We start from the raw sequence: 22,735 nt of genomic DNA, 5'->3' as shown, positions 1-22,735 counted from the left end.
CAAACGCCGGTGCATCCACAAGCCCGGCCCCTCACGCGGTTACCCAGATGAACATACTCGTTACCGGCGCAGCCGGATTTATCGGCCTGCACCTGAGCCAGCGCCTGCTGGCCGCCGGCCATACCGTCCACGGCATCGACAGCATCAACAGCTATTACGATCCGGCGCTCAAGCGCGCGCGGCTGGCGCAGCTGACGCCGCACGCCGGGTTTTCGTTTGCCGAACACGATCTGGCCGATCCGGCTTCGGTCGCGCTGATCCGTGATGGCGGCTACGACGCGGTCGTGCATCTGGCTGCGCAGGCCGGCGTGCGTTACTCGATCGAAGCGCCGCTGGCGTACAGCGACGCCAATCTCGTCGGCTTCACCCATGTGCTCGAAGGCTGTCGCCACGGCAAGGTCGGCCAGCTGATCTTCGCCAGCTCGTCCAGCGTCTACGGCGGCAACCGCAAGCTGCCGTTCGCCGAGACCGACGCGGCCGATCATCCGGTCAGCTTCTACGCGGCGACCAAGCGCGCCAACGAGCTGATGGCGCACAGCTACGCCCATCTGTACGGTCTGCCGGTCACCGGCCTGCGCTTCTTCACCGTCTACGGCCCGTGGGGCCGGCCGGACATGGCGTACTACAAGTTCGCGCAGAAGATCGTTCGCGGCGAGACCATCGACGTCTACAACCACGGCCAGATGCGTCGCGACTTCACCTATATCGACGAAATCGTCGCCGGCGTCGAAGGGCTGCTCGCCAATCCGGCCCGGCCCGATCCGGCTTTCGACGTGATGCAGCCGCAGCCGAGCACCAGCTGGGCGCCGTACCGGATCCTGAATATCGGCGGCAACAACCCGGTGCCGCTGATGGATTTCATCGCCACGCTGGAAAAACACCTCGGCATCACCGCCAACAAGAACTTCCTGCCGATGCAGGACGGCGACGTGGTCGAAACCTCGGCCGATACCCGCAAACTCGAAGCCATCGTCGGCCCGGTCGCACGGATCTCGCTCGATGAAGGTCTGAAGCGCTTTGTGACGTGGTTCAAGGATTACCACGGTGTCTGAAAACCAGCCGCCTGATCTGCTGCACGAGCCCGGTGCGGCGTCGCGCGGTGCTCGCAATCCTCGTGGATCCGCGTCCGTTCCGGTTGCTGCGCACCGGGCTTCCGGTCCCGCGCCCGTTCGCGACGATCAAGCTGCCGGTTTGTTCAAGCGCGCACTCGTCATCAAGCTGCGCCACCACGGCGACGTGCTGCTGACCGGGCCGGTGTTCAGCACGCTGGCCGAGGCGCATCCGGGCATCGAGATCGATGCACTGGTGTACTCGGACACGCAGGAGATGCTGACGCTGCATCCGCACGCCCATACCGTGCATACGATAGGCCGCGACTGGCGCAAGCTCGGCCCGCTGGCGCAGCTGTCGCGCTACTGGGGCCTGTACAAGGCACTGAAGTCGCGCGATTACGACCTGATCGTCCACCTGACCGATCACTGGCATGGTGCACGGCTGGCGCGTTTGCTGAAGCCGCGAGTGTCGGTCGCACCCAACGTGAAGAAGAACGGCAAGCGCGCCAACAAGACGTGGGCGAAATCGTTCACGGCCCGCTATCCGGTCGTCGGCGGCAACCGCCGGCATACGGTCGACATTCATCTCGACGCGCTCCGGCGCATCGGCATCCAGCCGTCCGACGCGAGCAAGGCGCTGCGCTTCGTCGCCGGCGCCGACGCCGAGACCGCGGTCCGGACCAAGCTCGCCGAGCACGGCGTCGCCCGCGGCGGCTACATCCTGGTCCACCCGACCTCGCGCTGGCTGTTCAAGACCTGGCCGGTCGCGCACGTCGCCGCGCTGATCGATGCGCTGACCGCGCGCGGCGATACCGTCGTGCTGTCGGCGGCGCCGAGCCAGGCCGAGCTCGACTGGATTGCCCAGCTCAAGGCCAGACTGACGCGGCCGGTGGTCGATCTGTCGGGCCAGCTGTCGCTGAAGGAACTGGGTGCGCTGATTGCCGACGCGCGCGCCTTCGTCGGCGTCGATTCGGTACCGATGCATCTGGCGGCGGCGGTGCAGACGCCGGCGGTGGCGCTGTTCGGCCCGTCGGGCGACATCGAATGGGGGCCGTGGCGTTCGCCGCACCGCTTGATCACCGAGCCGTTCAGCTGCCGCCCCTGTGGCCAGGACGGCTGTGGCGGCAGCAAGGTCAGCGACTGCCTGACCGCGATCACGCCCGAACGCGTGCTTGCCGAGCTCGACGCGCTGCTGGCCGAGGTCGGTCGCGAGGTGGGCCGTTGACCGCGCCGATCAAGCTGGCCATCGTCCGGCAGAAGTACAACCCGCACGGCGGCGCCGAGCGCTTCGTCGCGCGCGCGCTCGATGCGCTCGCCGGTCGCGGTGCGCTCGACGTGACCTTGCTGGCGCGGCAATGGCAGCAGGGCAATAGCGACTGGCACAGCGAAACGATCAATCCGCGTTATTCGGGCCGGCTCGGTCGCGACCGCGGTTTTGCCCGCGCGGCGCAGAAGCGCTTCGGTGATTTCGATCTGGTGCAGAGCCACGAACGCATTCCCGGTGCGACGATCTTCCGCGCCGGTGACGGCGTCCACGCGGTCTGGCTCGAACAGCTGTCGCGCGTGCAGGGCCTGTCGGCCAGGCTGATCCGCTTCCTGAGCCCCTACCACAGCTATGTGTGTCAGGCCGAGGCGCAGATGTTCGCGCATCCGGCGCTGAAAACGGTGATCTGCAATTCCAAGCTGGTGCGCGACGAGATCGCCGACCGCTTCGCCGTGCCCGACCACAAGCTCGAACTGATCTACAACGGCGTCGATACCGATCTCTTCCATCCGGATCTGGTCCGCCATCGCGCGGCGATGCGCGACGCATGGCAGGTGCCGCAGGACGCGCCGCTGCTGGCCTATGTCGGCTCGGGTTTTGCGCGCAAGGGCGTGGCGACGGCGCTGGCCGCCATCGTGCCCCATCCCGGCGTCTACCTCGTGATCGCCGGTGACGACAAGCACGCCAAGCGCTACCGCAAGCAGGCCGACGATCTCGGCATTGCCGACCGGGTGCGTTTCCTCGGCGGCCTCAACGACGTCAAGCCGGTCTACGGCGCGGCCGACGCGCTGATCCTGCCGACCTTGTACGACCCGTTCCCGAATGTCTGCGTCGAAGCCTTTGCCTCGGGGCTGCCGGTGTTCACCAGCCCGATGTGCGGCGCGGCCGAGTGGATCACCGAGGGCGAGAACGGCTGGATCAACGACGCGCTCGACATCGACGGTTACGGCAGCGCCATCGGCGCGTGGCTGGCGCGTCGTGCCGACTGGCCTGACTTGCGCGCCGCGGCGCGCAACACCGCCGAACCCCATACCCTGGCCCGCATGGCTGGCGAGCTGGAAGCGCTCTATGCCCGCCTGCTGGCCGATACCTGAAGAGAATCGTCTACCGATGCGCATTCTGCATACCGAATCATCATGCGGCTGGGGCGGCCAGGAAATCCGCATCCTGACCGAGGCCGCCGGCATGCTCGCTCGCGGCCACCAGGTGACCATCCTCGCCTGCCCGAATTCGAACATCTATCCGGCCGCGCGCGAACGCGGCATCCCGGCGGTGGCGCTGCCGATCGAGAAAAAACGCATCGGCAGCCTGCGGGCGATGCGTGGCTGGCTGGCGCAGCACAAGCACGAATTCGACGTGATCAACACGCACAGCTCGACCGACGCCTGGCTCGTCGCCGTCGCCGGTGCGACGCTGTCCGGCATGCCGCCGACGGTGCGCACCCGCCATGTGTCGACCGACATCAACAAGAGCGCGACGACGCGCTGGCTCTATCTGACCGCGACGCGCCATATCGTCACCACCGGCGAGCGGCTGCGCAAGACGCTGAACCGCGACAACGGTTTTCCGCTGAACCGGATGACGTCGATTCCGACCGGCGTCGACCTCGAGCGCTTCACGCCGCCGCTGAGCCGCAGCGCCGCGCGCGCCAGGCTCGGCCTGGCCGACAAGCCGACGCTGGGCATCCTCGCGACCTTGCGCAACTGGAAGGGCCACGGCTATCTGTTCGACGCGTGGCCGGCGCTGACCGAACGCTTCCCCGATTGGCAGCTGGTGATCGTCGGCGATGGCCCGCAGCGGCAGAACCTCGAACGCCGTGTTGCCGAGGCGGGCTGGACCAATGTCGTCTTCGCTGGCAATCGCGACGATGTGCCCGACTGGCTTGCGTCGATGGACCTGTTCACCTTGCCGTCGTACGGCAACGAGGGCGTGCCACAGGGCATCATGCAGGCGATGGCCTGCGGCCTGCCGGTCGTCAGCACCCCGGTCGGCGCGATCGCCGAGGCGGTGCTCGACGGCCAGACCGGCACGCTGGTGCCGCCGCAGGACGCCAAGGCGCTGACCGAGGCGCTGGCCGCGCTGATGGGCGACGCCGCGCAACGCCAGCGCTATGCCTCGAACGGCCTGGCGCACGCCCGCGCGACCTTCGGCCTCGAGCGCATGCTCGACCGGATGGAGGCGGTGTTCGGCGCCGCCATGGCGAAATGATCAACCGCGTCCTCGTCATCGTCGTCGCGCGCTTCGGCGACACGCTGCTGGTGACGCCGGTGCTGCGCCGGCTCAAGGCCGCCTACCCGGATGCCGAGCTGACGGTGTTGGCGCATCACCGCCGCGCCGAGGTGCTCGAACACCTGCCCTGCATCGACAAGCTCGGCACGCTTTCCAAGCGCGGCGCGCCGTGGCGTGGCCGCTTCGGGCTGCGGCGCTACGATCTGGCGCTGGTTTACGGCGACGATCGCGAGTTCATCGATTACGCCGCGCGCGTGTCGCGCAAGGTGATTGCCTTCGGTTCGGGCGCGGCGGCGGCGAACGTCACGCTGGTGCCGCCACCGACCGTGCCGACGCCGGCACAGCCCGAGCGCGCGATGCTGCTCGACCCGCTGGGCCTGACCGTCGACGACTGGCGACTGGCGTATACGGTGACGCCGGTCGAGGCCGCCAGGGCCGACGCGTGGGTCGCCGGTCGGCGGCTGGTCGGCCTGCAGCTGCAGAGCTTTCCGGCCAAGGCCTACCGCGACTGGCCGCTGGCGCATTTTGCCGAGCTGGCCCGGCGCCTGCTCGCCACCTATCCCGATATGCAGCTGGTGTTGCTCGGCGGCCCCGAAGGCCGCGATGCGGCGCTGAAGCTCGAAGCCGAACTTGCTTCGGCGCGCGTCAGCGTGCTTGCCGGCACGGTGACGATGCGCGAGAACGCCGCAATCATGGCGCGGCTGGCGCTCTACGTCGGCGTCGATACCGGCCCGACGCATCTGGCCGGCGCGCTCGGCGTGCCGATGGTTGCGATGTACCACGCCTTCCACCCGGGATACCTGCTCGCGCCGCTGCAGCATCCGGCGCTGACGGTGCTCGAGCACCCGGACGCCGGCGAGGGCGCGCGCCGCGATGCACCGATGGCCGACATTACCGTCGATACCGTCTGGGCTGCCGTACAAAAACGACTCGGAGACGCCTGATATGTGCGGCATCGCCGGTTTCTTCCTGCCCGACACCCTGCCGAGGACCGCCATCGACGCGGCGATCGACGCCCTGCGCCGCCGTGGCCCCGACGCCGCGCACGTGATCGGCTGGCGCCGTGACGGCAGCCGCAGCGACGGCGATGCCGAATACGGCCTGCTGCACCGGCGCTTGTCGATCCGCGATCCGCGTCCCGAGGCCGACCAGCCGATGCGCAACGACGCCGGCGACATCTGGATCTGTTACAACGGCGAGGTTTACGGCTGGGAGGACGATGCGGCGGCACTGGCGCGTGACGGCGTCGTGTTCAACACCCGCTCCGACACCGAATTCATCCTGCGCGGCTACGAGCGCTGGGGCTTCGAGGCACTGTTGCCCAAGCTGCGCGGCATGTTCGCGCTGTCTATCGTCGACTGGCGCACCCGCACCGTCTGGCTGGCGCGCGACCGGCTCGGCCTCAAACCGCTGATCTATCATCACGGCGACGACGGCCGCTTCGCCTTCGGCTCGCTGGTGCGCGCGGTGCTGCCGCTGGTGCCGGCCGCCGCGCGCCAGCTCGACGCCGACGGTCTTGCCGCCTACCTGGCGCACCGCTATATCCCGGCGCCGCGAACGATTTTCGGCGGCCTGCGCCGGCTCGAGAACGGCCATCTGCTCCGCTACGACATGGACGGCGGCAAGCTTGAAAACCGCGCCTACTGGCAGCCCGAAGCGGGGGCCGGCGAACCGCTGGCCTTGCTCGACGAGGCGATCGGTCTGCGTACCGTCGCCGACCGGCCGGTCGGCGTCTTCCTGTCGAGCGGCGTCGATTCGGTCGTCATCGCCAGCCGGCTCGCCGCGCAGGGCCACAAGGACCTGAGCACCTATACCGCGGCGTTTGCCGGCAGCACGCTCGACGAATCCGACGCGGCCGCCGGCATCGCCAAACATCTGGGCCTGCGGCACGAAAGGATCGAGGTGCCGAACACGATCGCCGCCGATTTCGACGAGATCGTCGCGACGCTCGACGAGCCGTTCGCCGATCCGTCGGCGCTGCCGATGTGGTATCTGTCGCGCGCCACCAGCGAGCAGGTCAAGGTCGTGCTGTGCGGCGACGGCGGTGACGAACTGTTCGCCGGTTACAAGCGCTACCGCCAACACCTGCGCTCGAGCTGGCGCGGTGGTTTCAGGTTGCCGCTGCCGTACAAGCCCGACGTGCTCGGCCGCAACAAGTTGGCGCAGGAAGCCGGCCTCGCGTGGGGCGACGCCTACAGCCTGCGTTTCTCCGGTTTCAGTCCGCAGCAGCGCGCCGCGCTGATGCCGACCCTGCCGGCGCGGCCGCATTACTGGCGCGACGGCGTGCCGGCGGCGAGCCCGGTCGAATCGCTGCTGAACCGCGATCTGGCCAACTATCTGCCCGAATACATCCTGCGCAAGGCTGACCTCGTGACCATGGCGCACGGGCTAGAAGGCCGCGCGCCGCTGCTCGATCACCTATTCGTTGCCAGCGTGCTGGCGCAGCCGGCGGACCGGCGCTTCACCGACCCGGCCAAGCAGCTGCTGGCGCCGGCAATCGCCGGCCTGCCCGATGCGCTCAACCCCTTCCTGCAGAAAAAGCGCGGCTTCAATCCGCCGCTGACGCACTGGCTGCAGACCGATCTGGCCGATCGCTACGCCGGACTTGGTGCGCGATTGACTGCAAACAGCGATGGCTTGCTCGCCGCCAGCGCCGTCGATACGCTGGTTGCCGCGTATCGCGGTGGCAATACGCGCTACGCCGAGCAGGTCTTGCAACTGCTGATGCTCGATGCATCGCTGGCGCAACTGAAGCAACTGAATACGGAACTGCGATGAAAATCGGCTTTATCGACGTCACCGCGACGGTGTCGTTTGGCGGCGTGCAGACCGCCGTGTGGCAGCTGGCCGCGGCGCTGACCGATCTCGGCCACGAGGTCCACGTGATCGGCGGCAACGGCGACATCCGTCCGGATCTCGGTGGCCGCGACGTGCGCGTGCACACCTTTGGCTTCCGTTCGCGCGAGCGTTTTCCGAACTTCGGCAGCCGCTTCCGCCGGCTGGCCGAACGCTACAGCCTGGCGCGCAACGCCAAGCAGACGGTCGCGGCGTTCGAACTCGATTGGGTCGTGCTGACCAAGCCGTTCGACTTCTTCTGGCCGCTCTTGATGCCCAAGGGCAGCAAGACCCGCTTCGCCTTCATGAGCGGCGGCACCGATTTCTTCCGTGGCGACCGCAAGCTCGCGCGTCGCATCGACGCATGGATGGCGTGCAGCCATTTCAATGCCTGGCAGCTGCAGCACCACTACAAACGCTTTCCGCAGGTGATCTACAACGGCGTCGACGTCGAGCATTTCCGCCCGCTGGCGGGTGAGGCCAAGCGCGCCGAACTCGGCATCGGCGCCGACGAATTCGTGCTCGCTTTCGCCGGCCGGCTGGTCGGCTGGAAGGGGCTGCGTGTGGCGATCGATGCGCTGGCGCAACTCGCCGACGTCAAGGCGCGGCTGCTGCTGATCGGCGGTGGCGATGCGCTGGCCGAGCTGCAAGCGCAGGCGCAGCGGCTCGGCGTGGCCGAGCAGGTGCTGTTCGTGCCCGCGCAGCCGCATGCGGCACTGCCAAGCTGGTATGCGGCGGCCGATGCCGGCGTGTTTCCGAGCATCGGCGACGAGGCTTTCGGCATCACCATCGCCGAGGCGATGGCCTGCGGGCTGCCGGTGATCGCCAGCCACATCGGCGGGATTCCCGAGGTCGTCGGCAACGAGGGCAGCTGCGGCGTGCTCGTCAGCCCCGGTGACGCGGCGGCGATCGCGGCGGCCGTGCGCACGCTGTTGGCGCAGCCCGACCGCGGCCGCGCGATCGGCGAATGCGCGCGCGAACGCATCGCCACCCAGTACACGTGGACACAATCGGCGCAGCGCTTGCTGGCGGCGCTGGAACAGGCTGGCAAGCCGGCCGGAGCGCGGGCATGAGACTCGCCTACATCGATCCGCATCCGGTGCCCGGCGGCGACGTCGAAGCCTTGCAGATCCTGCAGAACGTCGATGCGCTGGCGCGGGTCGGCGTGATGGTCGATCTGGTGACGCCGACGGCGACATTCGACACGCAGGCGATTCTTGGCCGGCCGCTGGCTGCCGGGGTGATCCTGCATCCGCAGATCGACTGGCGCCGGCGCTGGTTCTTTCCGGTCAACAGCAATCTGCCGTTCTTCCTGCAGGCGGTGCGTTGGCTCAGGCGCCATCGCGTCGACGCGGTGTTCGTGCGCAATCTGAAGCTGGCCGACTACCTGCTGACGCATTGCCCCCGCGTGAAGCTGTTCTTCGAAACGCACGAGATTTTTGCGCAGACCTACCGCGAGGATCACCCGGCGCTCGCCGGCAAGGCCGCGGCCAAATACGCGACGCTGCGCCGGCGCGAAGCGGATGTTTATGCAAAATCCGCCGGGCTGTTCGCGCTGACGCAGTTGCTGATCGACGATCTGCGCCGCGACTACGCGGTGACCACGCCGGCTTGGGTTGCAGCCGACGGCGTCGATCTGACCGCGGCGAATGCCGCGTTCACCGACTCGCCATGGGCGCCGCAAACGCCGGCCCGGCTGCTCTACCTGGGCAGCCTGCATCCGTGGAAGGGCGTGCCGACGCTGATCGAGGCGATGCAGCATGTCGACGCTGCCCGGCTGACGATTGCCGGCGGCAACGCCGAGCGCGTCGACGAATTGCGCGCGCAGGCGGCCTCGCTCGGCGTCAGCGGCAAGATCGATTTCGTCGGCGCGATCGCGCCGGCCAAGCGTTTCGCGCTGATCGCCGAACACGATGTCTGCCTGCTGCCCTTGACCGAAACCAGCATCGCCAGCCGCTATACCTCGCCGCTGAAGCTGTTCGAATACATGGCGCTGGCCAAGCCCATCGTCGTTGCCGACCTGCCATCGATCCGCGAGGTGCTGCGCCACGGCGAATCCGGCTGGCTGGTTGCACCGGCGTCGGCCACGGCGATGGCCGACGGCATCAATGCCTTGCTGGCCCAGCCCGACACGGCGGCCCGGCTTGCGGCAAACGCGCGCCAGCTGGCGTTGCAGTACAGCTGGGAGGCGAGGGCGCGGCGTATCGCCGACGCGATCGACACGACGATCGGGGCCGGTGCGTGAAGGTATTGATGACCTGCGCACCGATTCATCCGGTGCCGCCACGGCACAGCGCCGCGGTCGAATGGTGGATGTACCAGGTCGGCCTGCGTTCGCGCCACGAGCTGCTGATCGCCTGCACCCACCAGCCCGGTTATGCCATCGATGAGCGGGTTTCCGAGCGGCTGCGCATCCACCGGGTGCAGATCGGCCGCGCCTACAAGCGATTGTTCCAGAAATGGACCAAGCTCGATCCGCATGGCTACGCCGATCGCGTGCTGGCGCAGGCGCGTCGCCACGACGCCGAACTGGTCTATGTGCACAATTCGATCTCGACCTATGCCGAGATCAAGCGCCGGGCCCGCGACCTGCCGCTGGTCCTGCACATGCACAACGAGCAGCCGGCGGGTGAGCTGACCGCCGCCGACCGGCTGGTCGTGCCGAGCCGCTACCTGCGGGACTGGTATGCTCGCAACAGCAAGGCGCAGGATATCCGCGTGATCGGCAATGGCGTCGACCTTGATGCGTGCGCCCAGCCCGGACCGGCGCTGGACGTGCCGGCGAGTGCCAAGCGGACGGTGCTGTTCGCCGGGCGCTTTTCCGAGGAAAAGGGCGCGCTGGCGCTGGCCGAAGCTTTTCTGGCCTCGCCCGAGCTGGCGGCGCGCTGCCGGCTGCTGCTGGTCGGCGAAAGCGATCCGGCAAAGCTCAACGGCCAGCGTGCGGCCTATGTACGGCGCGTCCGCGATGCGGTCGGCCGGCTCGGTGACGGCGTGTTTGCCGGTTCGCTGCCGCCCGAAGCGATGCTCGCCGCCTACCGCGCTGCCGATCTGGTCGTCGTGCCGTCGCTGTTCGAAGAACCGTTCTGCATGGTCGCGATCGAAGCGATGGCCGCCGGCGTACCGGTGCTGGCGTCGCGGCGCGGCGGCATGCCCGAATACCTGATCGATGGCGAAACCGGCTTCCTGATCGGCGATCCGCTTGACGCGACCGGGCTGGCTGGCGATATCCTGCGTGCGCTCGACGCGCCGCAACGCAATGCCGTGATTGCTGCGTCAACGGCGATGGTGCGCGCGCGTTTCGGTTGGGCGCGTATCGCCGCCGATTTTGACGACTATTGTGCTGCCGGGCACGGCTAAGTCCATTTCTCAGGGTTGTTCATGAAACGAGCAGTAAAGTCGGTCATCATGCAGGGCGGCCAGGGCGACGCGATCATGGCCGCGTACGGCATGGCGGCGCTGCATGCACTCAAACCGGGTATCTTTGCCGACGACGTGATCTGTTATCCGCGCTCGCTGGCGGCACCGCTGATCCAGGCGCTGCTGCCGTGGGCGAAGGTACTGCCGATCGACCAGAGCAACGGTTCGGCACATCCGCGCTTCTATACCAGCGCCGCCAAGACGACGCTGGGTTCGGCGTACAAGAACTGGTTCGGGCCGGACTGGATCAACAACTTTGCCGAGCGTCGCCGGCTGGCGTCGACCGGCTATCCGCACCCGGGTGGTGTCGCGCGGCTGGCGCGCTGGCTGACCGACCGGCGCCTGATCGGCAACACCCGCTGGCGCCGTGAAGCGCCCGATTATTACGCGATCAAGATGTGGGCGCCGCTGGCCGAATATCACGGCTTCAGCGAAATCGACCTCGGCCGTTCGCTGTACGCGACCGTCGACGTGCTGAAAACGAATATCGGCAAGGCACTCGGCGATTACCGATCGGCGCTGACGGTGCCGACGCTGGCGGTGTTTCCGAGCGGCGCCTCATTCCAGACGATGCCGCCGGCGTTTCTGGCGAGGATGATCGCCGCGCTGCCCGGGATCGACATCCGCGCCTTCTTCAGCCCCGAAGACCCGACGATCGATGGCTACCGTGCACTCGGCATCGCCTGTGAAACCACCGCATCGCTGAACGACGTGCTGTACGTGCTCAAGCATGCACCGGCGGTGATCACCGTCGACAGCTTCGTCTCGCATCTGGCGCAGCTGTTCGCCGACGGTCATATCGCTGCGATGTCGCACGACCTGCCGGTGCATACGGTCCATCCCGGCGCGGCCAGCCAGATCGTCTTCAAGGCCATGCCCTGTGTGCCGTGCAACTACCTGCCCAAGGCGGGGCAGTGCGCGGCCGGCTTCAAGCGTTGCGGTGTGTACGACCGTGACGATTATTTCGATCTGATGCTGCGGACGATCCGCCGCACGCTAAGGGAGGTCTGATGCAGGCGCTCAAGAAGGACCCGCTCGGCTATGGCCTGTTGGCGCTGATGACGATCCTGTTGCCGCTGATGGCCAATACCGCGCTGGCCGGCCTGCGCAACACCAGCCTCGGCCTGTTGCTGCTGCTGTCGCTTGCCGCACTGTACCGTAATCGGCCAAAGGTCGACCCATGGCTGGCTGGCGCCTGGGTCGTCTATTTCGTACTCAATACCGTGTCCATCATCGTCATCGACGGCTGGGCCGATAGCCGTACCGAATACGTGCGCAGCGTGTTGACACCGTCGGTACTGCTGTTGTCGATACTGGCGATCAGCTCGTACTTCGATGGCAAAACGCAACTCAAGCTCGGTGTGATCGCGTCGGCGCTGACGACCGTGCTGTACGTGGGAGAGCTTTACCGCTACTACGGGGAATGGGAAGTGCGCCTCTATGTGCGAGACTACGGCTTTCGCTTCCTGGTCTTTCTGCCGATGCTGTTGCTGGCGTTGAAGGCGCCGCTCGGTCGATGGTGGAAAGCGCTGGCCGGGTCCTTGCTGCTGTTTCAGCTGCTGGCGATGGTTATCATGGGCTTCCGCGGTGCATGGTTGACGATGTCGGCGATCCTGCTGCTGTTCGCGTTGCGAAACCTGAGCCGTAAGCAGTTGCTGACGCTGATCGTCGTGGCCGCCTGCGCTGCCGTTGGCGCGATTTATGCGACCAAGACGCTGGCGCCGAAAACCTACGAGTTCTTGCAGTTCAAGATGTCGCAGCGCGATTCGTCGGGCCGGATCGACAAGCTGTGGATGCCTACGGTGACGATGATTGCCGACAAACCGCTGCTCGGCCACGGCTACGGCAACGCCAATTTCAGCAAAACCTTTGCCGCCGAAGCGGTCAAGCACGACAGCTGGGCCTGGAAAGAAGCGACGCACCCGCACAATATCTGGCTTGAAGTCGCATTCGCGACCGGCCTGGCCGGCGCCGCCTTGCTGCTGACCATCATGCTGCGCAGCGCCTGGCTGTTGTGGCGCCGTAGTGCTGAGGGCAACTATCTGGCCGAGGCGGCCTTGCTCGGCCTGATCGGCTTCTACGGCGTGCTCGGCATGACCGAGCCGCTGGCGTGGGCGCCGCTTGGGCTGTTTGCCGGCATCGCGCTGGCGCAGTCGGCACGTTTCGGTGACAAAACATGACCCGGGTGCTGTTGATCCGCCGCGACAATATCGGCGACCTGATCCTGACGACACCGCTGATCAAGGCGCTTGCCGCGCAACCGGGCTGGCGGGTCGACGTGCTCGTCAACAGCTACAACGAGGCGATCCTCAGCGGTAATCCCGACGTCGGGCGCGTCTATCGCTACAAGAAGCTCCATCATCGCGACGCCGGCGAATCGGCGTGGCAGGTGATCGTCGAGCGTATCCGCACGGTGCTCGACATCCGCCGGGCGCGCTATGACATCGCCGTCGTCGCCAAGGAGGCGTGGGACAAGCGGCCTTTGCAGTGGGCGACGCTGGCCAGGGCCAAGCGCATCGTCGCCTTGTGCGACCACGGTCGGCCGGGGCATCCAAGCATCACCGATCTGGTGACCGCGCCCGAGTTCGGCTGCGAGCATCTGGTCGAACGCCTGCACCGGCTGCTCGCGCCGCTGGGCATCGATACGGCGCCGGGTCCGTTGCGGCTGTTTGCCGATGGGGCGCAGGTGGCGGCAATGCGCGTGCGTCACGGGCTCAATGGCAGCGTGCCGGTGTATGCGCTGCAACTCAGCGCGCGCAAGCTCAAGCAGCGCTGGCCGGTCGAGCGCTTTGCCGCGCTGGCGGCCCGCATCGCGGCCGCCGGCCCGTGCCGGCTGGTGCTGCTCTGGTCACCCGGTGCGGCCGACGATCCCCGCCACCCCGGCGACGACGACAAGGCGGCGCAACTGGCCGCTGCCTGCGACGGGTTGCCGCTGCTGCCGATCCGGACGACGTCGCTGGACGAGCTGATGGCGGCGATGCAGTTGTGCGATCAGGTGATTACCGCAGACGGCGGTGCGATGCATGTCGCGGCCGGCCTCGGCAAGCCGGTGGTCGCGCTGTTCGGCAATAGCAATGCCGCGGCATGGGCGCCCTGGGGCGTACCGCACGAAATTCTGCAGACCGCGGAGCGTGACGTGAACGCGCTCGATGCCGAGACCGTGTTCGCCGCGCACCGGCGCTTGCGCGAACGCTGTGCCGGCGACTAGCCGGGGGGGCGCCGGGTCGATAGACTGCCAGCTTTAGCCTCTCTGTCGCCCGCCATGCCCGACCGCCACTCCGTCGGCCTCGTCACGCCGCAAACCGCGGTCTTCGACGCGCCGATCCAGCTCGCCAGCGGCGCCATCCTGCCGCGCTTCGAGCTAGTCTACGAAACCTACGGCACGCTGAATGCCGATGCGTCCAACGCCATCCTGATCTGCCATGCGCTGTCGGGCCACCATCACGTGGCCGGCCGCCACCAGCCGGACGATAAGGCGCCGGGCTGGTGGGACAATATGATCGGCCCGGGCAAGCCGATCGATACCGACCGTTTCTTCGTCATCGGCGTCAACAACCTCGGCGGCTGTCATGGCTCGACCGGGCCGGCCAGCCTCGACCCCGAGACCGGCAAGCCCTACGGCTCGCGCTTTCCGGTGCTGCTGGTCGGCGACTGGGTGCAGACGCAGGCGATGCTGGCCGACCGGCTCGGCATCCGCCAGTTCGCGGCGATCATCGGCGGCAGCCTCGGCGGCATGCAGGCCTTGCGCTGGGCGATCACGCATCCCGAGCGCGTCCGCCATGCGCTGGTGATCGCGTCGGCGCCGAAGCTGACGGCACAGAATATCGCCTTCAACGACGTCGCGCGTCAGGCCATCATCACCGATCCGGATTTCCACGGCGGCGACTTCTACCAGCACGACACCGTGCCGCGCCGCGGCTTGCGACTGGCGCGGATGCTCGGTCACATTACGTATTTGAGTGACGACGGCATGGGCGAGAAATTCGGCCGCCTGCTGCGCTCGGGCGAGTACAAGTTCGGTTATGACGTCGAGTTCGAAATCGAATCGTACCTGCGCTATCAGGGCGACAAGTTCTCCGACTATTTCGACGCCAATACCTATCTCTTGATGACCAAGGCACTCGACTATTTCGACCCGGCGCGGCACTACGGCGGTGATCTGGCCGAGGCGATGCGCCAGGCGCAGGCACGCTTCCTGGTCGTGTCGTTTACCACCGACTGGCGCTTTGCGCCCGAGCGTTCGCGCGAGATCGTCAAGGCACTGCTCGACGCCAAGAAAGACGTCAGCTACGCCGAGATCGAGTCGGCGCACGGCCACGATGCCTTCCTGATGGAGGACGCGCCCTACCACGCGCTGATGCGCGGCTATCTGGCGCGCATTGCCATTGAGGTGAACCCGCTGCCGCAGGAGGCCCGCGCATGAGTACCGCGATCAGTCCGGCCATCAAGGGCGCCGCCACCGGCACGCCCGAACTGCGCCCCGACCTCAACCAGATCGGCAACTGGATCGCCCGCGGCGCGCGCGTGCTCGACCTCGGTTGCGGCGACGGCGCCCTGCTGTCGTGGCTGGCGACGCACAAGGACGTGCGCGGCTATGGCGTTGAAATCGATGTCGACGGCGTCGTCGCCTGCATCTCGCGCGGCGTCAACGTGATCCAGAGCAACCTCGAGGTCGGGCTGGCGCAGTTCGAGGACGACAGCTTCGACTACGTCGTGCTGTCGCTGACGATCCAGGCGATGCACAACATCGAGGGCATCCTGACCGAGATGGCGCGCGTCGGCCGCACCGGCATCGTCACCTTCCCGAATTTCGGCTACTGGGAAAACCGCTGGCAGATCCTGCAAGGGCGGATGCCGGTCTCCGAGACGATTCCTTACGAGTGGTATAACACACCGAATATCCACTTCTGCACCGTCAACGACTTCGATCGGCTATTGATCAAACTTGGCATGAAGAACACCGGCCGCGTCGTGCTCGCGAACGGCCGACGCGTCGAGTTCATGCCCAATCTCTTGGGCAATCTGGCGCTGGTGCGTTTCGAGCGCGAAACAAGGAGCTGACATGCGTCGTGGCTGGCTGGCGGTGCTGTGTGCGGTACTGCTGGCCGGCTGCGCCGGACCGCAACTTGGCGAGATGAACTGGCTGTCGCAGCGCCGCCACGGCGGGCCGGGGCCGAACCAGTTTGACCGTGGCAATGTCTGGCAGGACGAACAGGGCCGGCTGCATCTGGCGATCGTCAAACGCGGCGCCGAGTGGAGCTGTGCCGAGGCGGTGCTGAGCGAGTCGCTCGGCTTTGGCCGCTACGAGTTCGAGATCGAAAAACTGCCCGATCTCGGCCCCGATCTGGTGCTCGGTTTCTTCAATTACCCGAGCTACGGCACGGCGGTCGACGGCACCAACGAGATCGACGTCGAACTGGCCCGCTGGGGTAATCCGGCTCATCCGAACGGCAACTTCACCGTCTGGCCGGCCGACCCCGCGTTCAGCAAGCAACGCGGCCATCACGGCTTCGAAGTCCCGCCGAGCGACGGCCCGGTGCAGTTCCGCTTCGACTGGCAGCCGACGGCGATCGATTTCGAAGTGGCTCAGGGTGGGACCGTATTGGCGCGCTGGCGTTACGCGCCGGACAATCCGCGGGCGATGATCCCGCAGCGGCCGCTGCCGGTAATGATCAATTACTGGCTGTTCGAGGGCCGCAAACCCAAGGTCAAGCCGCCCGAGATCGTCGTGACCGCTTTTCGCTTCACGCCGCGCGCGCGTTAGCGCCGCGTACACCACCGGCAAAGCCTTTGGTTATAAAAGAACACAACTGTATGTAAATGGCTGCCGCGCTGAGCCCGGCGGCCGTCAGGAGAAACAGATGATTCGTTGGGGCATGATCGGCTGCGGCAATATCGCCCGCCGTTTCGCGCAGGGCCTGGAGCATGTCGCCGATGCGACGCTCACCGCGGTGTGGAACCGCAATACCGACAAGGCCGATGCCTTTGCCCGCGAATTCGGTGGTGCCGTCTACGCCGAGCTCGAAGCGCTGCTGCGCAGCGATGTCGATGCGGTCTACATCGCCACGCCGCACACCAGCCACGCCAGGCTGGCGGTCCAGGCGCTCGCTGTCGGCAAGCACGTGCTGTGCGAGAAACCGGCGGCGATCAGCGTGGCCGAACTCGACAGCGTTCTTGCCGCCGCGCGCGAGCATGGCAAGCTGTTCATGGAGGCGATGAAGCCACCGTTCTACCCGCTGTACCGCAAGCTGCGCGATCACCTCGCCGCCGACCCGATCGGCCCGGTCGGTTTCGTCCGCGCCGGCTTTGCCAATCCCGGCGTGCCGGCGGATCACATGCTGTGGCGTCCGGAGATGGCCGGCGGCAGCCTGCTCGATATCGGCATCTACAGTGCCTTCCTTGCGGTCGACTGGCTCGGCCCGGTGCAGGAGGTGCAGGTGCTCGGCCGGCTGCACGGCGGCGTCGACGCCTTCGCCAGCGTCAACGTCCGGCACGAAGGCGGCATCGCCCAGCTCTATTGCGGACTCGATCTCGCCGGCAGCGGTGACGCGCTGCTCGGCGCCCCCGGCGGACATATCGTGATCCATGAAAAGTGGTGGAACCCGGTCCGTGCGACGATCCATTACGCCGACGGCCGCAAGGTCGAGCTCGACGCGCCGATGATCGGCAGCGGGCTCAACTACGAAGCCGCGCACTTCGGCGCGCTGATCGAGGGCGGCATGCTCGAAAGCCCCATCGTCACCCATGCGCATTCACGGTCGATGCTCACGCTGATCGACGCCGCGCGCGCCGGTCTCGGTGTGGTCTATCCGTTCGAGGTCTGAAACGGCGATTACTACCGTTCGGCCGCAGCGAGGCGCCGCGTAGAATCCGGCCGGTCCGTATCGGCCCCAGGGAGCCCAGCATGATCCGCATCAGCAGCCATTTCGATTCCGGTTCGATCGACGTCGTCGACGCGAGCGATCCGGCCAATGTCCGCCTGGCGCTGCGGCCCGACAACGCGTCGCCGTTCACGCAGTGGTTCCATTTCCGCGTTTCCGGCGCGAAGAACACCGATTGCGTGCTGCGGATCGAGAATGCGGGAAGTTCGGCGTACCCGGACGGCTGGCCGGATTACCAAGCGGTCGCGTCGTACGATCGCGAAAACTGGTTCCGTGTGCCGACCGATTTCGATGGCCAGACGCTGACGATCCGCCATACGCCGCGCCACGACGCGATCTGGTTCGCCTATTTCGAGCCGTATTCGTGGGAGCGCCACCAGCAGCTGATCGGCGGTGCGCTCGAAGCGTCGCCGTGGGTCGAGCTGCTGCCGCTGGGCGTGACGCCCGACGGCCATGATTTCGATGCGCTGAAAATCGGCGTCGACACTCCGGGCAAGCAAAAAGTCTGGCTGACCGCGCGCCAGCATCCGGGCGAGAGCATGGCCGAGTGGTTCGCCGAAGGCTTCCTCGAGGCCTTGCTCGATACGCAGAACGCGCTCGGCCGGGCGCTGCTGGAAAAAGCGGTGTTCTACGTCGTGCCGAACATGAACCCGGACGGCAGCGTGCGCGGCAATCTGCGCACCAATGCGATGGGCGCCAACCTGAACCGCGAATGGGGTGCACCGTCGCTGGCGCGCAGCCCGGAGGTGCTGTGGGTGCGCGAACTGATGCAGCAAACCGGCGTCGATGTCTTCCTCGACATCCATGGCGATGAGGCGATTCCGCACAACTTCGTGTCCGGCTGCGACGACATTCCGTCGTTCTCGTCCACGCAGGCCGAGCTGCAAGCGCTGTTCAACGCAGTATGGCGCTCGGCCAGCCCCGATTTCCAGACGCTGCACGGCTACGAGAACGGCAAGTTCGGCCCGGATACGCTGACGATCGCGACCAAATGGGTCGGCGAAACCTTCGGTTGCCTCGCCTACACGATCGAAATGCCGTTCAAGGACACCTTCGACCGACCGGTGCCCGAGGTCGGCTGGAACGGCGAGCGTTCACGCCAGTTCGGCGCGTCGGTGCTGGCGCCGCTGTGGGCGGTGGTCAACCGCGCAGACTGATTGTTCAGACGCGCAGCGAGACCGAGGTCGCAATGGCCGCATCGGTCGCGCGGCGGCCTTGTGAACGCCTGTCCTGCCGGCCACGCGTGTCGAGCAGCGCTTTTTGCGCCTGTTGCCGCCGCTCCTCGCCGTTGCGCCGGTCGTGGCCGCTGCGGCGCTCGACGCCGTTCCAGCCGGGATCGACCGCCCGATACGCCGCCAGCTGGCGTGATTGCGGCGCGTGCACGGCGGCCACCGGATCGGTGCGGGAAACGGGGTGCTCGTATCCGAGCGGCGAGACGGCGGCGACCACGACGGGACTCCTTCAAGACGATTTGCGATCAATATCGACTGCAAATGCCGCAACTTGATGGCAAGCCCGCCCGGCGCCGCCGAGCGGAGCCGCTTAGTCGGTCAGGCCTTCGAACAGCTTGGTCGACAGATAACGTTCGCCGAACGACGGGATGATCACCGCGATCAGCTTGCCGGCGTTTTCCGGCCGTTTGGCGACCTGGATCGCCGCCCATGTCGCCGCACCGGCCGAGATGCCGCAGAGGATGCCTTCCTGCGTCGCCATTGCCTTGGCGGTGGCGAATGCATCGTCGTTGGTGACGCGGATCACTTCATCGTAGGCATGGGTGTTCAGTACCGCCGGGACGAAGCCGGCGCCGATGCCCTGGATCGGATGCGGGCCTTTGGCGCCGCCCGACAGCACCGGGCTGGCATCGGGTTCGATCGCGATCGCCTGGAACGACGGCTTGCGCGCCTTGATGACTTCGGACACGCCGGTGATCGTGCCGCCGGTGCCGACGCCGGCGATCAGGATGTCGATCTGCCCGTCGGTATCGTTCCACAGCTCCTCGGCCGTGGTCTTGCGGTGGATTTCCGGGTTGGCCGGGTTTTCGAACTGCTGCGGCATGAAGTGGTTGGCGTTGGCGTCGACGATGGCCTGGGCCTTGGCGATCGCGCCGCCCATGCCGTCCGGACCCGGCGTCAGCACCAGCTCGGCGCCGTAGCCGCGCAGCAGCGCCCGGCGCTCCTTCGACATCGTTTCCGGCATCGTCAGCACCAGCTTGTAGCCGCGCGCCGCACACACCATCGCCAGACCAATGCCGGTATTGCCCGATGTCGGCTCGACGATGGTCGTGTCGGCGTTGATCACGCCGGCGGCTTCGGCGGCGTCGATCATGCTCACGGCGATCCGGTCCTTCACCGAATGGCTCGGATTCATGTATTCGAGCTTGGCGACGATGGTCGCGCCGCAGCCGGCGGTGACACGGTTGAGTTTGACGAGCGGCGTGTTGCCGATCAGTGCGGTAACGTCGTTGGCGATTTTCATGGTGAACTCCCTGTCGAAGGTGGGTGCGACTCATACAACCCGGTGAAACGACGCTGGCAAGGCATGCGCAACGCAGCTTCGGGGTTTTGTTCGTCGCGCTGACCCAAAGATTGTAGTCGCAGCCCGTCAGCTCATTACAATTGAAGCCTTCAAAGCTTAGAACCCCGGACACTATGCAGATCTACAAGGTCGGCGGCGCCGTGCGCGACCGCCTGCTCGGCTTGCCGGTCAAGGACGTCGACTGGGTCGTCGTCGGCGCGACGACCGGCGAGATGGAGGCGCAGGGCTTTCGCGCCGTCGGCAAGGATTTCCCGGTCTTCCTCCACCCGCAGACGCAGGAGGAGTACGCGCTGGCGCGGACCGAGCGCAAGGTGGGCCGCGGCTACAAGGGCTTCACCGTCTACGCCGAGCCCAATGTCACGCTGGAAGAGGACCTCGCCCGCCGCGATCTGACGATCAATGCGATCGCCGAGGATGCGCACGGCGCGGTGATCGATCCGTTCAACGGTCGGGCCGATCTGCGGGCGCGGTGCTTGCGCCATGTGTCGCCGGCCTTTGTCGAAGACCCGGTGCGCATCCTGCGGCTCGCCCGCTTTGCCGCGCGCTTCGGCTTCGATGTCGCGCCGGAGACGATGGCCCTGATGCGGCAGATGGTGGCCGACGGCGAAGTCGACCATCTGGTGGCCGAGCGCGTCTGGCAGGAGTTCGCCAAGGGACTGATGTGCGATGCGCCGAGCCGGATGTTCGCGTTGCTGCGCGACTGCGGCGCGCTGGCGCGGATCGCGCCCGAGCTCGATGTGTTGTGGGGCGTGCCGCAACGCGCCGATTACCACCCGGAGGTCGACACCGGCGTGCACGTGATGATGGTGCTCGACTATGCCGCCGCCCAACGCTGGCCGCTGACGACGCGCTTCGCCGCGCTGTGCCACGACCTCGGCAAGCCGCTGACGCCGGAGGACGTGTTGCCGAGCCATTACGGCCACGAAGGCGCTGGCGTGAAGGTCGTCGAGGCCTTGTGCGAGCGCATCCGCGCGCCGGCCGATTGTCGCGATCTGGCGGTGATGGTCTGCCGCGACCATACCCATGTGCACCGGGCGAAGGAATTGCGCGCCGATACGACCCTGGAGCTGTTCACCCGCTGCGATGCATTTCGCAAGCCGGCGCGTTTCGACGAATTTCTCGACGCCTGCCTCGCCGACGCCCGTGGCCGGCTGAATTTCGAGGCTTGCGACTACCCGCAGCCCGACTGGTTGCGGCTGCAGCTGGCGGCGGCCAATACCGTCAACGCCGGCGAGATTGCGCAAGCGTGCAGCGACAAGGCGCAGATACCGCATGCGGTGCGTGCGGCACGGATCCAGGCGATCGAGGCGGCGCGGCTGGCCGCCTAAGCCGCTTCGAGTGCGGCGATCCGGGCGCCGAGCTGGGCGATGGCGTCGGGCCGGCCGGTGGCGTTGTCGCGCTGCTCGAGCTGTTCCATCAGCGCGAAATGACGCTGCCAGTGGGCAAATTCGCCGTGCGTGTCGCCGATGTCGGCGCAGCCACGCGCGAGCGCGGCCTGGCACTGCGCTTCGAGATACGGCGCGCCGAGGCGGATCGCACCGTCGAGCGCACGGCGCAGATAGTGGTCGGCCGCGTGCGGCTCGGCCTGATCGAGGCAGGTTTCGCCAAGCGCCACCAGATTGACGACCTTGCCCCAGTGGTTGTGCGCGCTGCCATTGAGCGACAGCGAACGCTCGAACTGGTGCCGGGCTTCGATCAGCCGGCCATGGCGCTTGAGCAGGTAGCCGCGGTAGTAGTACAGCTCGGGTTCGAACTCGCAGAATCCCAGTCGCGGCAACAAGGCCTCGGCGGCGGCGAGTTCGGCAACGGCCGCGTCGTCATCGCCGCAGCGGTAATGGTGGGCGGCGATATTGATGTGCAGGCCGAAGCGGATGTCGAGCCGGTCGACGTCGGGGAGTTCGCGCCTTGCCTTGGCGAGCATCGACGCCGCCGGTTCCGGCGCAATCAGCATGAAGTAGAGCTTGGCCATGCCGAGGTAGCCGAGCAGCCGGGCCAGCGCCGGGCCGCCGGCGAGACCACGCGCGAGCAGTGCCAGCCAGTATGCTTCGGCCTGTTGGTAGCTGCCACCGCCGTAATGGACTTCGGCGGCGATATGGGTCGCCTCGCTCCACAGCAGCGGATCCCCGATGGTGTCGGCCAGTTCGGCCGCCGCGATGCAGGCCGGATGCGCTTCGGCGCAATCGGGCATTGCAAACGCCGCGCGGCCGGCCTGCAACCAGGCGCGGGCCTCGCCTTCACGGTAGCGGATCGCCAGCGCACGTTGCTGGGCCTGCGTGGCGAGCATGAGCGCTTCGGCCGGTTGGGAGTGCGTCAGCGTGGCGGCGACTGCAAGGGTCTGGTCTATTTCGGCGCGCAGGTTGAACACGCGCGCGGGCAGTGGAGCCGACATAAAGGGCAAGCAGGAAACCGGACCTTCCGATCATAGAGAGCGGCCGGCCGGGGGTAAACGGCTGCTCGGAGGCGGTGTGCGATTCGTGCGACTGATGGTCGGCGAGGGCATGAAAAAAGCCGCGCATCGCGCG

The 22,735-nt window shown here is 66.9% G+C and carries 21 protein-coding genes; 18 read left to right on the top strand and 3 right to left on the bottom strand.

Features of this window, described 5'->3' with window-relative positions; all coding sequences use genetic code 11:
- Nucleotides 1-47 precede the first annotated feature (47 nt).
- The 17 genes from R0382_RS05345 (at nucleotide 48) to R0382_RS05265 (ending at nucleotide 18,835) form a co-directional block, all read left to right on the top strand.
- Complete coding sequence (locus R0382_RS05345) at nucleotides 48-1,052, top strand: NAD-dependent epimerase (protein ID WP_432722998.1); 1,005 nt, start codon at nucleotides 48-50, stop codon at nucleotides 1,050-1,052.
- Nucleotides 1,053-1,191: 139 nt separating this feature from the next.
- A complete protein-coding gene (gene rfaQ, locus R0382_RS05340) occupies nucleotides 1,192-2,277 on the top strand; it encodes a putative lipopolysaccharide heptosyltransferase III (protein WP_432722996.1) in 1,086 nt (361 codons plus the stop codon).
- Nucleotides 2,274-3,410 carry a glycosyltransferase family 4 protein gene (locus tag R0382_RS05335; protein ID WP_432722994.1) on the top strand — a complete coding sequence of 379 codons (1,137 nt, stop codon included), beginning with the start codon at nucleotides 2,274-2,276 and terminating at the stop codon, nucleotides 3,408-3,410. The genes rfaQ and R0382_RS05335 overlap by 4 nt, the downstream gene beginning before the upstream one ends.
- Before the next feature lie 16 nt (nucleotides 3,411-3,426).
- Complete coding sequence (locus tag R0382_RS05330) at nucleotides 3,427-4,524, top strand: glycosyltransferase family 4 protein (RefSeq protein WP_432722992.1); 1,098 nt, start codon at nucleotides 3,427-3,429, stop codon at nucleotides 4,522-4,524.
- Nucleotides 4,521-5,489, top strand: coding sequence for a glycosyltransferase family 9 protein (locus R0382_RS05325; RefSeq protein WP_432722990.1), 969 nt, complete (start codon nucleotides 4,521-4,523; stop codon nucleotides 5,487-5,489). The genes R0382_RS05330 and R0382_RS05325 overlap by 4 nt, the downstream gene beginning before the upstream one ends.
- A 1-nt stretch (nucleotide 5,490) precedes the next feature.
- Nucleotides 5,491-7,323 carry an asparagine synthase (glutamine-hydrolyzing) gene (gene asnB, locus R0382_RS05320; RefSeq protein ID WP_432722988.1) on the top strand — a complete coding sequence of 611 codons (1,833 nt, stop codon included), beginning with the start codon at nucleotides 5,491-5,493 and terminating at the stop codon, nucleotides 7,321-7,323.
- A complete protein-coding gene (locus R0382_RS05315; protein ID WP_432722987.1) occupies nucleotides 7,320-8,453 on the top strand; it encodes a glycosyltransferase family 4 protein in 1,134 nt (377 codons plus the stop codon). Before asnB ends, R0382_RS05315 begins: the two co-directional genes overlap by 4 nt.
- Entirely contained in the window at nucleotides 8,450-9,625 is a 1,176-nt protein-coding gene (locus tag R0382_RS05310; protein WP_432722985.1) for a glycosyltransferase family 4 protein, read from the top strand. Before R0382_RS05315 ends, R0382_RS05310 begins: the two co-directional genes overlap by 4 nt.
- Nucleotides 9,622-10,737 (top strand): glycosyltransferase, encoded by a 1,116-nt coding sequence (locus R0382_RS05305; protein WP_432722983.1) that lies wholly within the window; start codon nucleotides 9,622-9,624, stop codon nucleotides 10,735-10,737. The genes R0382_RS05310 and R0382_RS05305 overlap by 4 nt, the downstream gene beginning before the upstream one ends.
- Nucleotides 10,738-10,758: 21 nt before the next feature.
- Nucleotides 10,759-11,808: a glycosyltransferase family 9 protein gene (locus R0382_RS05300; RefSeq protein ID WP_432722981.1), complete on the top strand. Its 1,050-nt coding sequence runs from the start codon at nucleotides 10,759-10,761 to the stop codon at nucleotides 11,806-11,808.
- Nucleotides 11,808-12,977, top strand: coding sequence for an O-antigen ligase family protein (locus R0382_RS05295; RefSeq protein WP_432722979.1), 1,170 nt, complete (start codon nucleotides 11,808-11,810; stop codon nucleotides 12,975-12,977). The genes R0382_RS05300 and R0382_RS05295 overlap by 1 nt, the downstream gene beginning before the upstream one ends.
- The gene (locus R0382_RS05290; RefSeq protein WP_432722977.1) at nucleotides 12,974-14,005 is read left to right on the top strand and encodes a glycosyltransferase family 9 protein; all 1,032 of its coding nucleotides are present in this window, start codon (nucleotides 12,974-12,976) and stop codon (nucleotides 14,003-14,005) included. The genes R0382_RS05295 and R0382_RS05290 overlap by 4 nt, the downstream gene beginning before the upstream one ends.
- Nucleotides 14,006-14,059: 54 nt before the next feature.
- Nucleotides 14,060-15,220, top strand: coding sequence for a homoserine O-succinyltransferase MetX (gene metX / locus R0382_RS05285; RefSeq protein ID WP_432722975.1), 1,161 nt, complete (start codon nucleotides 14,060-14,062; stop codon nucleotides 15,218-15,220).
- A complete protein-coding gene (gene metW / locus R0382_RS05280) occupies nucleotides 15,217-15,858 on the top strand; it encodes a methionine biosynthesis protein MetW (protein WP_432722973.1) in 642 nt (213 codons plus the stop codon). The genes metX and metW overlap by 4 nt, the downstream gene beginning before the upstream one ends.
- A 1-nt stretch (nucleotide 15,859) precedes the next feature.
- Nucleotides 15,860-16,561 carry a glycoside hydrolase family 16 protein gene (locus R0382_RS05275; protein WP_432722971.1) on the top strand — a complete coding sequence of 234 codons (702 nt, stop codon included), beginning with the start codon at nucleotides 15,860-15,862 and terminating at the stop codon, nucleotides 16,559-16,561.
- Nucleotides 16,562-16,658: 97 nt separating this feature from the next.
- Nucleotides 16,659-17,621, top strand: a complete 963-nt coding sequence (locus R0382_RS05270) for a Gfo/Idh/MocA family protein (protein ID WP_432722969.1) — start codon at nucleotides 16,659-16,661, stop codon at nucleotides 17,619-17,621.
- An 80-nt stretch (nucleotides 17,622-17,701) separates the two neighbouring features.
- Nucleotides 17,702-18,835: a M14 family metallopeptidase gene (locus R0382_RS05265; protein WP_432722967.1), complete on the top strand. Its 1,134-nt coding sequence runs from the start codon at nucleotides 17,702-17,704 to the stop codon at nucleotides 18,833-18,835.
- 4 nt (nucleotides 18,836-18,839) lie between these two features.
- On the opposite strand, the gene R0382_RS05260 is transcribed toward R0382_RS05265, so the two are convergent.
- Nucleotides 18,840-19,127 carry a hypothetical protein gene (locus tag R0382_RS05260; RefSeq protein ID WP_432722966.1) on the bottom strand — a complete coding sequence of 96 codons (288 nt, stop codon included), beginning with the start codon at nucleotides 19,125-19,127 and terminating at the stop codon, nucleotides 18,840-18,842.
- A gap of 93 nt (nucleotides 19,128-19,220) precedes the next feature.
- Entirely contained in the window at nucleotides 19,221-20,153 is a 933-nt protein-coding gene (gene cysK, locus R0382_RS05255) for a cysteine synthase A (RefSeq protein WP_432722964.1), read from the bottom strand.
- Nucleotides 20,154-20,326: 173 nt separating this feature from the next.
- On the opposite strand from cysK, the gene R0382_RS05250 reads away from it, so the two are divergent.
- Nucleotides 20,327-21,541, top strand: coding sequence for a multifunctional CCA addition/repair protein (locus R0382_RS05250; RefSeq protein ID WP_432722962.1), 1,215 nt, complete (start codon nucleotides 20,327-20,329; stop codon nucleotides 21,539-21,541).
- Here R0382_RS05250 and R0382_RS05245 read toward each other — a convergent pair.
- Nucleotides 21,538-22,602: a hypothetical protein gene (locus R0382_RS05245; protein WP_432722960.1), complete on the bottom strand. Its 1,065-nt coding sequence runs from the start codon at nucleotides 22,600-22,602 to the stop codon at nucleotides 21,538-21,540. The two genes, R0382_RS05250 and R0382_RS05245, sit on opposite strands and share 4 nt — an antisense overlap.
- Nucleotides 22,603-22,735: the final 133 nt, after the last annotated feature.

The organism is Jeongeupia wiesaeckerbachi, from assembly GCF_050916355.1.
GTDB classification, from domain to species: Bacteria; Pseudomonadota; Gammaproteobacteria; order Burkholderiales; family Chitinibacteraceae; genus Jeongeupia; species Jeongeupia wiesaeckerbachi.
The sequence above is the reverse complement of the archived record's forward strand: the minus strand, read 5'-3'. Positions and strand labels throughout refer to the sequence as shown.